The sequence below is a fragment of the Streptomyces sp. NPDC006140 genome (assembly GCF_040628815.1).
Lineage (GTDB): Bacteria > Actinomycetota > Actinomycetes > Streptomycetales > Streptomycetaceae > Streptomyces.
Genome location: NZ_JBEXTS010000001.1, coordinates 1,054,507 through 1,070,226, shown reverse-complemented (window position 1 = coordinate 1,070,226; position 15,720 = coordinate 1,054,507). Strand labels below are relative to the sequence as shown.

Sequence of the window (15,720 nt, the reverse complement as noted above, 5' to 3'; positions counted from 1 at the left end):
CGTGCGAGTTCCGTGCGGATTGCGGCTCGGTCAGTTGTTCACCTTCATCAGGATGCCGAGCACGACAATGCACGCGAACCACAACAGACCGACCACGACGGTGATCCGGTCGAGGTTGCGCTCGGCGACCGAGGAGCCGCCGACGGAGGACTGCATGCCGCCACCGAACATGTCGGAGAGGCCGCCGCCCTTCCCCTTGTGCATCAGCACCAGCAGCATCAGCAGCAGGCTGAAGACGATCAGGGCGATGGAGAACCCCAGAACCACGGCTGGACCAACTTCCTCGGATGCGGATGGACGACGCGGGGCCCAGCACAGCGCTGGACCCCGCAAGGGTACGACGGATCGCCGCTACGGCCTACTCACTGGTCGCGGAAGCGCACGATCTTGACGAACTCGTCGGCGTCCAGGGAAGCGCCGCCGACCAGGGCGCCGTCGATGTCGGCCTGGGCCATGATCTCGGCGACGTTGCCCGACTTCACCGAGCCGCCGTACTGGATGCGGATCTTGTCGGCGACGTCCTGGGTGTACAGCTCGGCGAGCTTGCCGCGGATCGCCGCGCAGACCTCCTGGGCGTCCTCGGCGCCGCAGACCTTGCCGGTGCCGATGGCCCAGACGGGCTCGTAGGCGATCACGATGGTCTCGGCCTGCTCGGCGGCGAGGTCCTTCAGGCCGCCCTCGACCTGGGCGAGGGTGTGGGCGACGTGGTTGCCCGCCTCGCGGACCTCCAGCTCCTCGCCGACGCACAGGATGGGGGTCAGACCGTGCTTGTAGGCGGCCTTGACCTTGGCGTTCACCAGCTCGTCGGTCTCGCCGTGGTACTGGCGGCGCTCGCTGTGGCCGATGGCGACGTAGGTGCACTTCAGCTTGGCCAGCATCGGGCCGGAGATCTCACCCGTGAAGGCACCGCCGTCGTGCGCCGAGATGTCCTGGGCGCCGTACTTGATCTTGAGCTTGTCGCCGTCGACCAGGGTCTGCACGGAGCGCAGGTCGGTGAAGGGCGGCAGGACGGCGACCTCGACGGCCTCGTAGTCCTTGTCGGCCAGGGCGAAGGCGAGCTTCTGGACGTGGGCGATGGCCTCGAGGTGGTTGAGGTTCATCTTCCAGTTGCCCGCCATCAGCGGCGTGCGCGTGCTCATGTAGGTCAGTCCTCCAGTGCGGCGAGGCCGGGGAGCGTCTTGCCCTCGAGGTATTCGAGGGAGGCGCCGCCACCGGTCGAGATGTGGCCGAATGCCGTCTCGTCGAAGCCCAGGGTGCGCACGGCGGCGGCGGAGTCGCCGCCGCCGACCACGGTGAAGCCCGGGGAGTCGATGAGTGCCTGGGCGACCGCCTTGGTGCCCTCGGCGTAGTCGGGGTGCTCGAAGACGCCCATGGGACCGTTCCAGAAGACGGTGGCGGCGTCGGCGAGCTTGGACGCGTACAGCTTGCGGGTCTCGGGCCCGATGTCGAGGCCCTCCTGGTCGGCCGGGATGGCGTCCGCGGCGACGGTGGTGGGGTTGGCCGGGGCCTTGGTCTTCAGGTCCGGGAAGTCGGCCGCGACCAGGGTGTCGACGGGCAGGACCAGTTCGACACCGGTCTTCCCGGCCCGCTCGATGTACTCCTGGACGGCCGGGATCTGGTCCTCCTGAAGGAGGGACTTGCCGATCTCGTAGCCCTTGGCCTTGAGGAAGGTGTAGGCCATGCCGCCGCCGATGAGGATGCGGTCGGCCTTGCCGAGCAGCTGGTCGATGACGGCGAGCTTGTCGGAGACCTTGGCGCCGCCGAGCGCGACGACGTAGGGCCGCTTGACGTCGTCGGTGAGCTTCTTGAGAACGCCGACCTCGTTGGCGATCAGGTAGCCGGCGTAGTGCGGCAGCCTCGCTGGGAGGTCGTACACGGACGCGTGCTTGCGGTGCACGGCGCCGAAGCCGTCGCCGACGTAGACGTCCGCGAGGGCGGCGAGCCGGTCGGCGAAGGCGCCGCGCTCGGCGTCGTCCTTGCTGGTCTCGCCGGCGTTGAAGCGGAGGTTCTCGACGACGGCGACCCGGCCGTCGGTGAGGCCGGCGACGGTGGCCTGGGCGGATTCGCCGACCGTGTCGGTCGCGAACGCCACGTCGGCGCCGAGCAGCTCACCGAGGCGCGCGGCGGCGGGAGCGAGGGAGAAGACCGGGTCCGGGGCGCCCTTGGGGCGGCCCAGGTGGGAGGCGACGACCACGCGGGCGCCCGCCTCGGCCAGCGCCTTGACGGTGGGCAGCACAGCGCGGATGCGGCCGTCGTCGGTGATGGTGGTGCCGTCCAGCGGCACGTTCAGGTCGGCGCGGACGAAGACCCGCTTGCCGGCGACGCCTTCGGAGAGAAGTTCGTCGATCGTCTTCATGAAGGGGACTCCTGGGGAGGGCTCGTGATCGCTCGGAAGCGCTCGTGATCCAACATGATCAGGACGTGAGTCAGGGCTCGGGCGGCGCGTCCCTGCGCCGCCCGAGCCCTGCTCTCACATCGAGGTGCCTGCTCTGGATATCAGAGCTGGTCGCCGACGAAGACCGTGAGGTCGACGAGGCGGTTGGAGTAGCCCCACTCGTTGTCGTACCAGCCGATGACCTTCACGTTCTTGCCCTCCTGGACCATGGTCAGGGAGGAGTCGAAGGTGCAGGACGCCGGGGCGTTGACGATGTCGGAGGAGACGATCGGGTCCTCGGTGTACTCGAGGAGGCCCTTGAGCTCGCCCTCGGCGGCCTTCTGGAAGGCGGCGTTGACCTCTTCCTTGGTGACCTCGCGGCCGAGCTCGACGACCAGGTCGGTGACCGAGCCGGTCGGGACCGGGACGCGCATCGCGATGCCGTCCAGCTTGCCCTTGAGCTGCGGCAGGACCAGAGCGGTGGCCTTGGCGGCACCGGTCGTGGTCGGGATGATGTTCTCGGCGGCGGCACGGGCGCGGCGCAGGTCCTTGTGCGGGAAGTCCAGGATGCGCTGGTCGTTCGTGTACGCGTGCACCGTCGTCATCAGGCCCTTGACGATGCCGAAGTTCTCGTCGAGGACCTTGGCCATCGGCGCCACGCAGTTGGTGGTGCAGGAGGCGTTGGAGATGACGTGGTGGTTCGCCGCGTCGTACTTGTCCTGGTTGACGCCCATCACGATGGTGATGTCCTCGTCCTTGGCCGGAGCCGAGATGAGGACCTTCTTGGCGCCGCCCGCCAGGTGCTTCGCGGCGTCTTCCTTCTTGGTGAAGATGCCGGTCGACTCGATGACGATGTCGACGCCCAGCTCGCCCCACGGGATGTCGGCGGGGTTGCGCTCGGAGAGGACCTTGATGGTCTTGCCGTCGACGGTGATCGTGTCGGCGGTGTGGGAGACCTCCTGCTTGAGGCGGCCCAGAATCGTGTCGTACTTCAGCAGGTGAGCGGTGGTCGCGGTGTCACCCAGGTCGTTGACAGCCACGATCTCGATGTCTGCACCCTGCTCCAGCAGCGCGCGGAAGTAGTTACGACCGATGCGGCCGAAGCCGTTGATGCCTACGCGGATCGTCACGAACCGATCTCCTCGTTGGTACGCCGGCCATGAAGAGCCGGCGAGCTCTGTTTGGGATGTCCCCGACCGCCTCCGACCCTACCTCCCTGAGGCCCCGGTGGTGACATCCAGATGCCCCATACACGGCAGGGCGGTCCGTACCGGCCAGTAGGGGTACGGACCGCCCGCCTCCGGAGAGCGAGATCACTCGATTTCGCTACACGGAGTGGTGCCTGTTGACCCGGGAGTTCCCCCTCCGGGGCAGGTCACACGTCCAGGGACGCGAGTGCCTTCTTCATCAGGGCCGCCCGGTCGCCGGGCGTGGCGACGTGCTCCAGGCCGAAGCCCAGCAGCACGGTGTCGTCCGTGGTGACCGCGCCGTACGTCTGGACGAGGGCCCCGGTGCGGGTCCAGTCCTTGGTGACGGCCGGGCTGCCCGCGGGCGGCCCGGCGACCTTCCAGACGCCGAGCGAGCTCTCGAAGCCCTCGGTCTCCTTCGCCGTGCCGCCGACGACGAGCGAGGCCTCGTCGGCCAGGACGCCGTAGCCGCCGGTGCCCGGGTCGGTGACGTAGCTGATCGAGATCTCGACGGTCCGGCCGGCGTAGGCGCTCAGGTCGAACTCCACCTGCTGCCAGCCGCTGGAGGTGCCGGTGAGGCTGTGCCACGATCCGGTGCTGCCGGTGGCGGTGCAGCCGTCGTCCGACTGGGTCAGGTAGTGCTTCAGCCAGGGGTGCTCGCGGACGTAGAAGCCGCCCTCGCAGTCCGTCGGCACCGTGGTCCTGGTGGCGCCGCCCGCCTCGGGCAGGGTCGTCCAGTCGTCGCCGCCCGCGGTGTGGGCCTCGACCAGGACGTTGTCGTAGCCGGGCTCGGTGTCCCACATCAGCCGGCTGCGCAGGGTGGGCCGGTCGGCCGCCGTGACGCCGGTGAGGTCCACGGTGCGGGTGAGGCGCTTGTAGGCGTCGTCGGTGTGGACGGCGGCGGCCATCGAGGAGCCCGCGTAGGGGCCGAAGGGGTTGACCGCCCCGGCGAACTGTCCGGCGCCCTCGCTCGCGAACTGCGGGAACTTCTCGGCGGGCAGTTCGTCGGAGGTGACGCCGTACCGGCCGGCCTTGTCCAGCGGGTTGCCGGGCGCCGCGGCGAGCGGTCCCGTGAAGCCGCCCAGCTCGCCGGAGCCGGTGAAGCCGGTGGCTCCGGCCGCCGAGGTCCGGCTGTAGGCGCCCAGGTAGTACTGGCTGAAGTCGTCGGACAGGGTGCCGCCGCCGAGGTCGACGCTGCCGCCGGCCTGCTCGCCGGCCTCGATCAGCCGGCCGCCCTCGTTGAGGAAGGCGCGCAGCTGCAGCTGGGTGGCCTTGCCGGGGACGCCCGCGCCGGTGTAGTGGACGACCGTGTCGAAGTGACTCAGCACGCCGAGCGCGTCCGGCGCGCCCCGTTCGGCGACGTCCCAGACGGCCGCCCGGCGGCCGTTGGCCTTGAGCGCGTCGACGTACTTCTGCGCCTGCGTGGCGGTCGCGCCCTCCTCGGCGACGACGAGGGTGTCCGCGCGGGGCCGTTCGGCGACGGTGTAGGTGAAGCGCTCGCTGGAGACCTTCTTGCCGTTCCGCGTCTCCGCGGTGAACCACACCTCGACCTTGTCGCCCGGGTCGCCGTCCTTGACCTTCGCCCGGTACTCGTCGAAGTAGAGGTTGTCCTCACCGCCGTAGGTCTCGCCGCCCTTCCAGGGCTTGAGCGCCATGTCCTCGGTGCGGCCGCCGTTGACGCGGTACTTCAGCTCCTTGTCGCGCAGCGACTTCCGTGCGACGACGGAGACCTCCTGGTCGGCGCCGCGCGAGTACGACACCGGGAACCCGGCCGGGGTGAAGTCGGCGGCGCTCAGGCCGACCGACGAGGACGGCCGGTCGGGGTGGGCGGCGGACTCGGCGACGGAGAGCGCGAACGGGACGTTCTTGGCGAACTCCTGCTGGATCAGCTTCTCGTCGTCGGGGAAGGTGAAGATCGACCGGCAGTCGGACGCCTTCCACTCGTCGTTCGGGTCGGCGTTGGAGGCCGTCTGACAGGTCGACATCTCCGGGGTGAACATCGCCAGGCCGTTGACGTTCGCCGCGTGGCCGTCGGCCTCGCCGTTGGTGGTGTACAGCTCGGAGGAGACCTGCGGGTGGTAACCGGGGATCGCGGGGTTCTCGGGCGTACCGGCGAGCGCCTCGTACACCACGTCGTCGGGGGTGGACGTGGCCACCTGCCAGCCGACCCCGTAGAGGATGAGTTCGGCGGCGGAGTGGTAGTTGATGCCGTACGTGAAGCCGATCCGCTTCTGGAAGGCGTCCAGCGCCTTGGTCTCCGGCTCGGAGTTGGGTCCGGCGCCGCGGTAAGTCTCGCTGGTGGGGTTGGGGGACGAGCCCTCGTTGTCGTAGCCCCACTTGTAGGCGAAGTTGCGGTTGAGGTCGACGCCGTCGCCGGTGCCGATGACGCCGTCGCCGTTGACGTCCCGCAGGTTCTTGCGCCACAGGCGGTTGGCGTCGTCGGCGAAGGTGTGGTCGTAGCCGTCGGGGTTGGCCGAGATGACGAACCACAGTTCGGTGGAGTCGACGATCTTCTTGACGCGCCGGTCCTTCTTGTAGTTGTCCAGGTAGTGGTGCATCAGGCGCCGGGTCATCTCCGGCGTGATCCACTCTCGGGCGTGCTGGTTGGACAGGTAGAGGACCGAGGGCTTGGAGCCGTCCTTCGTCTTCTTGGCGCCCTTGGTGAGCTTCAGCGCGAGGATGTCCTGGCCCCTGACCGTCTTGCCGATGGAGACGACCTTGGTGAGGCCGGGGTTCTCCTGCGCGGTCCTGAGGATCTCCTCCTTGATGCCGCCCTTGCCGCTGTACGGGCGGAACACGCCCTCGGAGGCGGCCTCGACGCGGGCTTCCGCCTTGGTGGAGAGGTCGTGCTCGGTGAGGTCGACGCCCTGCTTCGCCAGCTTCTTCGCCTGCTGGTCGGTCAGGATGACCTCGATGGTGGCCGTGCCCTTCTCGGGCACCTGCTCGCTGAGTTCGTGGCCGTCCTGGCCGGCCGCGAGCAGCAGGGGCACCTGCTCGTGGGTGACGTCGGCGCGGAAGACCTTGACTTCGTCCGGGTCGGACGGGGGTGTGCGTTCCGGTTGTGCCTGGGCGATGGGCGCGATGCTCGCTCCGCCGATCAGGAGCGCGCCGACAGCGAGGATCGATCTCGCTCTTCGTCTCATGAACCCCCCTAGCGTGGGTTCGCCACAGCAGCGAACAGATGCCAGGCTCATGACAGTCCATGATCGAGTCAAGGGCGCCTCAGCGACACGCGAAAGCCGGTGCCGGTCACCCAAGTGGGCTCCGGCACCGGCTCCTTGACGACCTGTCGTCAGCCGACGAGGTTGTCGGCCAGCTCCTCGCTGAGGTTCGCCTCCGTGCCCGGAATGCCGAGGTCGGAGGCGCGCTTGTCGGCCATGGCCAGCAGCCGGCGGATGCGGCCGGCGACGGCGTCCTTGGTCAGCGGCGGGTCGGCGAGCGCGCCCAGCTCCTCCAGGGAGGCCTGCTTGTGCTCCATGCGCAGCCGGCCGGCCGCGGCGAGGTGCTCGGGGACGTCGTCGCCGAGGATCTCCAGGGCGCGCTGCACCCGGGCGCCGGCGGCGACGGCCGCGCGGGCCGAGCGGCGCAGGTTCGCGTCGTCGAAGTTGGCCAGCCGGTTCGCCGTGGCCCGCACCTCGCGGCGCATCCGGCGCTCCTCCCAGGCCAGCACCGACTCGTGGGCGCCGAGGCGGGTGAGCAGGGCGCCGATCGCGTCGCCGTCGCGGACGACGACCCGGTCCACCCCGCGCACCTCGCGGGCCTTCGCGGCGATCGACAGGCGGCGGGCGGCGCCGACCAGGGCGAGCGCCGCCTCGGGGCCGGGGCAGGTCACCTCCAGGGAGGAGGACCGGCCGGGCTCGGTGAGCGAGCCGTGCGCCAGGAACGCGCCACGCCAGGCGGCCTCGGCGTCACAGGTGGCCCCCGAGACCACCTGCGGGGGCAGGCCGCGGATCGGGCGGCCCCGCCCGTCGACCAGGCCGGTCTGGCGGGCCAGCTGGTCGCCGCCCGCGACGACGCGCACCACGTAGCGCGAGCCTCTTCGCAGCCCGCCCGGAGCCATCACGATCAGTTCGGAGCTGTGGCCGAAGATCTCCAGGATGTCCCGCTTGAGGCGGCGGGCCGCCATCGCGGTGTCCAGCTCCGCCTCGATCACGATCCGACCGCTCACCAGGTGGAGGCCGCCAGCGAACCGCAGGATGGCGGAGACCTCCGCCTTTCTGCAGCAGGTCCGGGTGACGGGGAGCCGGGAGATCTCGTCCTTCACCGCTGCCGTCATCGCCATGGGCCGATCCTTCCATGCATCCGAAAAATACGGTCGTACGCGGCGGCCAACAGCTCCGGGTCGTGCCTCGGGGTCCCGTCGGGCCGGGCCACCGGCGCCAGCTCGACCGCGGCCCCGAACCGCTTGGCGGCATCGGTCAGGGAGTCACGGTCGGGCACGGCGGCCTCGTCGGCCAGCACCACGTCCAGGGCGAGTTTAGGGGCGTGTCGTCCCAAAACCTCCAAATGACGCTGCGGGGAGAAGCCCTCGGTTTCTCCGGGCTGCGGGGCGAGGTTCAGGGAGAGTACCCGGCGGGCCTTCGTCTGCGTGAGCGCGTCCAGCAGCTCGGGCACCAGCAGGTGCGGGATGACCGAGGAGAACCAGGAGCCGGGGCCGAGCACCACCCAGTCCGCGTCCAGGACGGCCTCGACCGCCTCGGGCACGGCCGGCGGGTCGGCCGGCACCAGGTGCACGGACTGCACCTCGCCCGGGGTGAGGGCGACCGTGGCCTGGCCCCGGACCGTGTCCACCTCGTCCGGGCGATCCGGGTCGTGGCCCTTGACAAGGGCCTGGAGCTCCAGCGGGACGGCGGACATGGGCAGCACGCGGCCCTGGGCGCCGAGCAGCCGTCCGACCAGGTCGAGGGCCTGGACGTGGTCGCCGAGCTGCTCCCACAGGGCGACGATCAGCAGGTTGCCGACCGCGTGCTCGTGCAGGTCGCCCTTGGACTGGAAGCGGTGCTGGATGACACGGGCCCAGGTCTGGCCCCAGTCGTCGTCACCGCAGAGCGCGGCCAGCGCCTTGCGCAGGTCGCCGGGCGGCAGCACGCCCAGCTCGTCGCGCAGCCGGCCGCTGGAGCCGCCGTCGTCGGCCACGGTGACGACGGCGGTGAGGTCGCCGGTGATCCGGCGCAGGGCGGCGAGCGAGGCGGACAGGCCCATGCCGCCGCCGAGGGCGACGACCTTGGGCTGGGTGCCGCGGCGGCGCGGCCTCGCGCCCCGGGCCTCGGCGGGCCGGCCGCCCTTTCCGCCGGTGTTGCCCTCGGGCATCACCCGGCGCAGCCGGCTCAGCCGCGGAGTACGTCGTGTCATTCGCGTCCCATGTCCCGGTGTACGACCACCGTCTCCACGCCCTCGGCGGCGAGCCGGGCGGCGAGCTTCTCCGACATGGCGACCGAACGGTGCTTGCCGCCCGTGCAGCCCACGGCGATGGTCACGTAGCGCTTGCCCTCGCGGCGGTAGCCGGTGGCGACGAGCTGGAGCAGCTCGGTGTAGCGGTCGAGGAACTCCTTGGCGCCGGGCTGGTTGAAGACGTACCCCGACACCTCCTCGTTGAGGCCCGTGTAGGGGCGCAGCTCCGGGACCCAGTGCGGGTTCGGCAGGAAGCGGCAGTCGACGACGAGGTCGGCGTCGACCGGCAGGCCGTACTTGTAGCCGAACGACATCACCGTGGCCCGCAGCTCCGGCTCCTCCTCGCCGGCGAACTGGGCGTCCATCTTGGCGCGCAGCTCGTGCACGTTGAGGCTGGAGGTGTCGATCACCAGGTCGGCGTCGCCGCGCAGCTCGCGCAGCAGCTCGCGCTCGGCGTCGATGCCGTCGACGATGCGGCCGTCCCCTTGGAGGGGGTGCGGGCGGCGCACCGACTCGAAGCGGCGCACCAGCGCCTCGTCGGAAGACTCCAGGAAGACGATCCTCCGGGTGACGTTCTTCGCCTCCAGGTCGGCGAGGGACTCGCGGAGGTTGTCGAAGAAGCGGCGGCCGCGGACGTCGACGACGACGGCGATCCGGGCCACGTTGCCCTGGGAGCGGGCGCCGAGCTCCACCATGGTGGGGATCAGCGCGGGCGGCAGGTTGTCGACGACGAACCAGCCGAGGTCCTCCAGGCATTTCGCGGCCGTCGAGCGGCCGGCCCCGGACATGCCGGAGATGATCACCAGCTCGGGGATGGCCGCCTCCGGGACCGGGGCCTTGTCGTTGGGCGTGCCCGTACTCACCTGTGCTCCGTCTCCGGCTTGCTCGTGTTGCCCGTCGTGCTCGTTCACATTCATGTCTCCTGCCCCCGTCGTTCGTCCGGGGCGCCCATCGTCACGGGCTCCCCACTGGAACCCATGGTGCCGGGTTCCTCTTCCATGATCTCTCCAGTCGCCGTGTTGACGGCGGGTGCGGCCGGGGCCGCCTGGGCGAGGGCCGCCGCGATCGTCTCGGCGGTCTTGCGGCCTATGCCCGGGACCTCGCAGATCTGGTCGATGGTGGCGGATCGCAATTTCTTCAACGAACCGAAGTGCTTGAGAAGTGCCTGCTTGCGCGTGTCTCCGAGGCCGGGGACGTCGTCCAGGGGGCTGGAGCGGAAGCGCTTGGACCGCTTGGTGCGCTGGTAGGTGATCGCGAAGCGGTGGGCCTCGTCACGGACCCGCTGGAGCAGGTACAGGCCCTCGCTGGTGCGGGGCAGGATCACCGGGTCGTCGTCGCCGGGCAGCCAGACCTCCTCCAGGCGCTTGGCCAGGCCACACACGGCGATGTCGTCGATGCCCAGCTCGTCCAGGGCCCGCCGGGCGGCCGCGACCTGCGGGGCGCCGCCGTCGACGACCACGAGCTGGGGCGGGTAGGCGAACTTCTTGGGGCGGCCGTCGTCCTCGGTGAGCCCGCCCGGGCCGACCGGGGCGCCCGAGGCGGTGATGACGTCGGGGCCGGCCGGTGTCTCCGTGCCGGTCAGGGCGCCCGGGGAGCCCTCGGCGCCGCCGTCCTTGTCCTCCGTCCACTCGCCGGTCTTCTCCTTCTCGGCGAGGTAGCGCCGGAAGCGGCGGGTGATCACCTCGTGCATGGAGCGGACGTCGTCCTGTCCGGCGAAGCCCTTGATCTGGAAACGGCGGTACTCGCTCTTGCGGGCGAGCCCGTCCTCGAAGACGACCATGGAGGCCACCACGTCGTCGCCCTGGAGGTGGGAGATGTCGTAGCACTCGATGCGCAGCGGGGCGCTGTCCAGGTCGAGGGCGTCGGCGATCTCCTCCAGGGCGCGCGAGCGGGTGGTGAGGTCGGAGGCGCGCTTGGTCTTGTGCAGCACGAGCGCCTGCTGGGCGTTGCGCTGCACGGTCTCCATGAGGGCCTTCTTGTCGCCGCGCTGCGGGATGCGCAGCGAGACGTTCGAGCCGCGCCGGCCGGTGAGCCACTCCTGGACGGGCTCCACGGGGTCGGGCAGGGCGGGGACGAGGACCTCCTTGGGGACGGCGTCCCCGGTCTCCTCGCCGTAGAGCTGCTGCAGGGCGTGCTCCACCAGGGCGCCGGTGGTGATCTCCTCGACCTTGTCGGTGACCCAGCCGCGCTGGCCGCGGACGCGTCCGCCGCGCACGTGGAAGATCTGGACGGCCGCCTCCAGCTCGTCCTCGGCGACCGCGATGAGGTCGGCGTCGGTCGCGTCGGCGAGCACGACCGCGTTCTTCTCCATGGCCTTCTTCAGGGCCTCGATGTCGTCGCGCAGGCGGGCCGCCCGCTCGTACTCCATCTCCTCGGCCGCCTCGCCCATCTGCTTCTCCAGGCGGCGGATGTACGTGTTCGTCCGGCCGGTCATGAAGTCGCAGAACTCGTCGGCCAGTTCGCGGTGCTCCTCGGCGGAGACGCGGTCGACGCAGGGGGCCGAGCACTTGCCGATGTAGCCGAGGAGGCAGGGGCGGCCGGTGCGGGCGGCGTTCTTGAAGACACCCGCCGAGCACGTGCGCACGGGGAAGACGCGCAGGAGCAGGTCGACCGTGTCACGGATCGCCCACGCGTGCGCGTACGGCCCGAAGTAGCGCACGCCCTTCTTCTTGTGACCGCGCATCACCTGCACGCGCGGGTACTCCTCGTTCATCGTCACCGCGAGGTAGGGGTAGCTCTTGTCGTCGCGGTACTTGACGTTGAACCGGGGGTCGTACTCCTTGATCCAGGAGTACTCCAGCTGGAGCGCCTCGACCTCCGTGGACACCACCGTCCATTCCACGGACGCGGCCGTGGTGACCATGGAGCGGGTGCGCGGGTGCAGGCCCGCCAGGTCCTGGAAGTAGTTCGCCAGGCGCTGGCGCAGGCTTTTCGCCTTTCCGACGTAGATCACCCGGCGGTGCTCGTCACGGAACCTGTAGACCCCCGGCGAGTCGGGGATCTCACCCGGCTTGGGGCGGTAGCTGGAGGGGTCGGCCATGTCTCACACCCTACTGGCGAGCACCGACAGTCCGGCCGGAGCGCGGGGCGCGATCAAGGGCTCGGCGGCAGGCAGTTTCCAACGGCATGTCCCGCGCCGGGGTTACGGCGGGCCGGGAGCGGGAATGCAGGCTTCCCACGGGGACACGGCGACGTCCGGCGGACGGAGACCGTGTCGGTGCAGACACAGGTTGTCGATGCGGACCGGCCGCTCCGGGTGCGGAGCGGGCGGGCCACGGGTCGGAGGGCTGCGCAGATGAAGCGGATGCGGATCGAGAAAACCCGGCGGACCGGCCGGGCCCGCCGGTACGCGGACGAGGCGTTCGCGCTGCGCGACGTCCTGGACCCGCGCGACCCCGACATAGTGCGGGCCAAGCGCCTCGCACTCGAGAAGGGCTCGAGCGAGCGCTCGTAGAAGCTCACTGTCGGCTGCGAACGCCCGGGGCGCGCGCCCCGGGCGTTCGCATGTCCTGGGCGCCCCCGCCGGGAGTACATCACTGTCCGGCATCAGGTGTTGTCGGGACCAGGTCAACACGCTTCAATGCGGGGGAACTCGGGACCCTGAACGACGGCGTACGGATGTGAAGAGCCCCCCTGCGCCGGCGGACGGCCCGGGCACCCCGTGCGAACGGTCTGACCAGCCGTCGCCGACTCACAGAGAGGCCGCTGCATGCCGCACGCCCCACAGCACGCGGACGTCGTCACCGCGGAACTGGACTCGGCCCTGCGAGGCGGCCCCTTCCACGTCGCCCTGCGGGCCGCCATCGCCGCCCGCGGGCTGCCGCTGCAGCGGGTGCAGCACCATCTGTCCCGCCACGGCGTGAAGGTCGGTGTCACCAGCCTGAGTTACTGGCAGCAGGGGGCCAGGCGCCCGCAGCGGCCCGAGTCGCTGCGGGCCGTGCGCGCCCTGGAGGAGATCCTGGAGCTGCCCGAGGAGTCGCTGATCCGGCTGCTCGCCGAGTCCGGCGACAGTCTGTCCGGGGGGCAGCGGTCCGCGTCCCGGTCCTACCGCTCCCTCGTCGAGGCCTCCGGGGTCCTGGACCAGCTGCTGGCCGAGCTGGGCTGCCCGCCGGACGGGGGCCTGCACACCCTCGCGCACCACGAGCGGCTCCGGGTCGGGGCGCGGCGCGAGCTGGCCGGGCGGGAGTCGCACCACATCGTGCGCGCCCACCGGGACGGCGTCGACCGGTTCGTGGCCGTCCACCACGGCGACCGGGGAGCCGTGCCGGAGCGCATGGCGGTGCACGCCCTGGAGAACTGCCGTGTCGGACGGGTCCGCCGGCACGGCGACACGGGGGTGCTCGCGGCCGAACTGCTCTTCGACACGCGGCTGCGGGCCGGGGACACGTTCCTCTTCCGGTACGGCGTCGAGGACGGCACGGCGGGCGTCTCACGCGAGTACGTCCGCGGCTTCGACTCCGCCGGCGGCCAGTACGCGCTCCAGGTGTGCTTCGACGCGGCGGCCCTCCCGGTGCGCTGCCACCGGTTCGCCCAGGCCTCGGCGGCGGCACCCCGGAGCGGCTGCCAGGAGCTGGCGATGAGCGGGCGGCACCGGTCGGTGCATCTGGTGGAGCCGCGGGTGCGGGCCGGGTTCCTGGGGATCGGCTGGGACTGGGAGTAGGGGGATCTGGCGGCGGTGCCGGACGGGTGCTGTGTCGCCGTCGGACGTAAACGTTTGCGCAAGCGTTTACGTCCTGCCCTGGATGCGATACGTTCCCCGCCTGGGCGCGCAGCGGAGGAGGAAGCGGCATGCCGACCATGGCCGACGTCGCACGGAGCGCCGGTGTCTCGGTGGCGACCGTGTCGCACGTGCTGAACGGCACCCGGCCGGTGCTGCCGCACACCCGCCAGGCGGTCCTGGACGCCGTGGAGGAGCTCGGCTACACCACGAACACGCTGGCCCGTTCCCTGGTGACGTCCCGTACCCGGTCCATCGGCCTGGCGGTGTCGGCGATCAGCAACCCGTACTTCACGGAGATCCTCCAGGGCGTCGAGGCCGCCGCGCTGGAGGCCGGCTACAGCCTGCTCATCGCCGATCCGCACGACGATCCCCGGCACGAGCGCAAGGTCGTCCAGCTGCTGCACGAGCGCCGGGTGGACGGCATGATCGTCGCGCCCTCCGCCGATCCCCGGGAGCTGCTCGCGTACCTGGGGCGGCACGCCGTGCCGGCCGTGTTCCTGGACCGGCTGGTGGACGCGCCGGGGGCGGACGGCGGTCCGCGTTTCGACCAGGTCTGCTCCGACAACGCCGAACCGACGTCCCGGCTGGTCACCCATCTCGCCGGGCTCGGCCACCGGCGGATCGGGCTGGTGGCGGGGCTGCCGGGGCTCAGCACCACGAGCGAGCGGATCATGGGCTACCGCAGCGGCCTCGCCTTCGCGGGCCTGCCGTACGACGAGCGGCTCCTCGTGCACGGCGACTCGGAGTCGGCCGGCGGCGCAGCGGCCACCGCGGCCCTGCTGTCCCTCGCCGTGCCGCCCACCGCGCTGGTCACCGGCAACAACGCCATGACCATCGGGGCACTGCGGGCGCTGCGCGACCAGGGCCTGTCCGTGCCGGGCGACGTCGCGCTGTGCAGCTTCGACGACTTCGCCTGGGCGGACCTGTTCGCGCCCCGGCTCACCGCGATCGCACAGCCCAGCAAGGACATCGGTGCCCGGGCCGTGCAGGTGCTCCTGGAGCGTCTCGCCGAGCCGGACCGGCCCGCCCGGACCGTGCGGCTGCCCTGCACCTTCGTCCACCGCACGTCGTGCGGCTGCCCCGACCCGTCCGAGAAAGGAACCCCGTCGTGATCGTCGTAGCCGGTGAGGCACTGATCGACCTGGTACCACAGGGCGCAGGCGCCCTGGCGGCACTGCAGCCGGCGCTCGGCGGCGGCCCCTACAACACGGCGGTGGCGCTGGGCCGCCTCGGCTCCCCCGCCACCTTCTGCTCACGGGTGTCGTACGACGCCTTCGGGGAGGCGCTGCTGGACCGGCTGCGGGAGACCGGCGTGGACGTGACGTCCGTGCAGCGGGGCACCGAGCCGACGACGCTCGCCGTCGCCACGGTCGGGGAGGACGGCTCGGCCGCGTACTCCTTCTACGTCGACGGGACGGCGGACCGAAAGTTCACGGCGCCGTCCGCGCTGCCGCCCGGCACCCGCGCGGTCTCCTTCGGCACGTGCTCGCTGGTGCTGGAGCCGGGGGCGAGCGCGTACGAGGAGCTGATGCGCTCGGCGGCCGCGCAGGGCGTGTTCACGGCGCTGGACCCGAACATCAGGGCCGGGCTGATCCCCGACGCGGACGCGTACCGGGCGCGGTTCAAGAGCTGGCTGCCGTCGGTGACGCTGCTGAAGCTGTCCGAGGAGGACGCCCGGTGGCTCGGCGGCACCCCCCAGGAGTGGCTGGCGGCCGGCCCGGCGGCGGTCGTGATCACCCGGGGCGGCGACGGGCTGACCGCCTTCACCGCCGACGGCGGCACGTACGCGGTGCCGGGCGAGCGGGTGGACGTCGTGGACACGATCGGCGCGGGTGACACGGTCAACGCGGCCCTGCTGCACGGGCTCGCGGTGCGCGACGCGCTCGGCGGCCGGGCACTGGCCGCGCTGGGCCCCGACGGCTGGACGGAACTGCTGGGCTTCGCGGCCCGGGCGGCGGCCGTGACGTGCTCACGCGCGGGTGCCGAGCCGCCGTACGCGCACGAGCTGGACGACTGACCGGGGGCCGGGCATCCTCCAGCGGCCGGTG

Annotated in this window: 13 protein-coding genes; 4 read left to right on the top strand and 9 right to left on the bottom strand. The window is 71.3% G+C overall.

Annotated elements, in window-relative coordinates; genetic code table 11:
- Nucleotides 1-30: 30 nt before the first annotated feature.
- The 9 genes from secG to uvrC all read right to left on the bottom strand — a co-directional run bounded on the left by secG (nt 31) and on the right by uvrC (nt 11,992).
- Nucleotides 31-261 (bottom strand): preprotein translocase subunit SecG, encoded by a 231-nt coding sequence (secG, locus tag ABZ386_RS04945; RefSeq protein WP_009300451.1) that lies wholly within the window; start codon nt 259-261, stop codon nt 31-33.
- A 101-nt stretch (nt 262-362) separates the two neighbouring features.
- The gene (gene tpiA / locus ABZ386_RS04940) at nt 363-1,139 is read right to left on the bottom strand and encodes a triose-phosphate isomerase (protein WP_351348851.1); all 777 of its coding nucleotides are present in this window, start codon (nt 1,137-1,139) and stop codon (nt 363-365) included.
- Between the two features lie 5 nt (nt 1,140-1,144).
- Entirely contained in the window at nt 1,145-2,356 is a 1,212-nt protein-coding gene (locus tag ABZ386_RS04935) for a phosphoglycerate kinase (RefSeq protein WP_356619234.1), read from the bottom strand.
- A gap of 140 nt (nt 2,357-2,496) precedes the next feature.
- Complete coding sequence (gene gap / locus ABZ386_RS04930; protein ID WP_351348857.1) at nt 2,497-3,504, bottom strand: type I glyceraldehyde-3-phosphate dehydrogenase; 1,008 nt, start codon at nt 3,502-3,504, stop codon at nt 2,497-2,499.
- Nucleotides 3,505-3,749: 245 nt separating this feature from the next.
- Nucleotides 3,750-6,704: a M14 family zinc carboxypeptidase gene (locus ABZ386_RS04925; protein WP_358963628.1), complete on the bottom strand. Its 2,955-nt coding sequence runs from the start codon at nt 6,702-6,704 to the stop codon at nt 3,750-3,752.
- Between the two features lie 149 nt (nt 6,705-6,853).
- On the bottom strand, nt 6,854-7,843 hold the full coding sequence (whiA, locus tag ABZ386_RS04920; RefSeq protein WP_351348863.1) for a DNA-binding protein WhiA: 990 nt from the start codon (nt 7,841-7,843) through the stop codon (nt 6,854-6,856).
- On the bottom strand, nt 7,834-8,913 hold the full coding sequence (gene yvcK, locus ABZ386_RS04915) for a uridine diphosphate-N-acetylglucosamine-binding protein YvcK (RefSeq protein ID WP_351348866.1): 1,080 nt from the start codon (nt 8,911-8,913) through the stop codon (nt 7,834-7,836). The genes whiA and yvcK overlap by 10 nt, the downstream gene beginning before the upstream one ends.
- Nucleotides 8,910-9,869, bottom strand: coding sequence for an RNase adapter RapZ (rapZ, locus tag ABZ386_RS04910; RefSeq protein ID WP_037757037.1), 960 nt, complete (start codon nt 9,867-9,869; stop codon nt 8,910-8,912). Before rapZ ends, yvcK begins: the two co-directional genes overlap by 4 nt.
- The gene (gene uvrC, locus ABZ386_RS04905) at nt 9,866-11,992 is read right to left on the bottom strand and encodes an excinuclease ABC subunit UvrC (RefSeq protein WP_355727437.1); all 2,127 of its coding nucleotides are present in this window, start codon (nt 11,990-11,992) and stop codon (nt 9,866-9,868) included. Before uvrC ends, rapZ begins: the two co-directional genes overlap by 4 nt.
- A gap of 264 nt (nt 11,993-12,256) precedes the next feature.
- Between uvrC and ABZ386_RS04900 the strand changes: the two genes are divergently transcribed.
- From ABZ386_RS04900 to ABZ386_RS04885, 4 genes are all read left to right on the top strand, one after another.
- Complete coding sequence (locus ABZ386_RS04900) at nt 12,257-12,406, top strand: hypothetical protein (protein ID WP_198678498.1); 150 nt, start codon at nt 12,257-12,259, stop codon at nt 12,404-12,406.
- A gap of 255 nt (nt 12,407-12,661) precedes the next feature.
- The gene (locus ABZ386_RS04895; RefSeq protein WP_351349371.1) at nt 12,662-13,612 is read left to right on the top strand and encodes a hypothetical protein; all 951 of its coding nucleotides are present in this window, start codon (nt 12,662-12,664) and stop codon (nt 13,610-13,612) included.
- A gap of 128 nt (nt 13,613-13,740) precedes the next feature.
- Nucleotides 13,741-14,784, top strand: coding sequence for a LacI family DNA-binding transcriptional regulator (locus ABZ386_RS04890; protein ID WP_355727177.1), 1,044 nt, complete (start codon nt 13,741-13,743; stop codon nt 14,782-14,784).
- Nucleotides 14,781-15,689 (top strand): carbohydrate kinase, encoded by a 909-nt coding sequence (locus ABZ386_RS04885; RefSeq protein WP_358963624.1) that lies wholly within the window; start codon nt 14,781-14,783, stop codon nt 15,687-15,689. The genes ABZ386_RS04890 and ABZ386_RS04885 overlap by 4 nt, the downstream gene beginning before the upstream one ends.
- Nucleotides 15,690-15,720 lie beyond the last annotated feature (31 nt).

Bases quoted from the DNA above. Each gene is read 5' to 3' on its own strand.
- tpiA (WP_351348851.1), bottom strand. From the start codon at position 1,139: ATGAGCACGCGCACGCCGCTGATGGCGGGCAACTGGAAGATGAACCTC.
- ABZ386_RS04935 (WP_356619234.1), bottom strand. From the start codon at position 2,356: ATGAAGACGATCGACGAACTTCTCTCCGAAGGCGTCGCCGGCAAGCGG.
- ABZ386_RS04925 (WP_358963628.1), bottom strand. From the start codon at position 6,704: ATGAGACGAAGAGCGAGATCGATCCTCGCTGTCGGCGCGCTCCTGATC.
- whiA (WP_351348863.1), bottom strand. From the start codon at position 7,843: ATGGCGATGACGGCAGCGGTGAAGGACGAGATCTCCCGGCTCCCCGTC.
- yvcK (WP_351348866.1), bottom strand. From the start codon at position 8,913: ATGACACGACGTACTCCGCGGCTGAGCCGGCTGCGCCGGGTGATGCCC.
- rapZ (WP_037757037.1), bottom strand. From the start codon at position 9,869: ATGAATGTGAACGAGCACGACGGGCAACACGAGCAAGCCGGAGACGGA.
- uvrC (WP_355727437.1), bottom strand. From the start codon at position 11,992: ATGGCCGACCCCTCCAGCTACCGCCCCAAGCCGGGTGAGATCCCCGAC.
- ABZ386_RS04900 (WP_198678498.1), top strand. From the start codon at position 12,257: ATGCGGATCGAGAAAACCCGGCGGACCGGCCGGGCCCGCCGGTACGCG.
- ABZ386_RS04895 (WP_351349371.1), top strand. From the start codon at position 12,662: ATGCCGCACGCCCCACAGCACGCGGACGTCGTCACCGCGGAACTGGAC.
- ABZ386_RS04890 (WP_355727177.1), top strand. From the start codon at position 13,741: ATGCCGACCATGGCCGACGTCGCACGGAGCGCCGGTGTCTCGGTGGCG.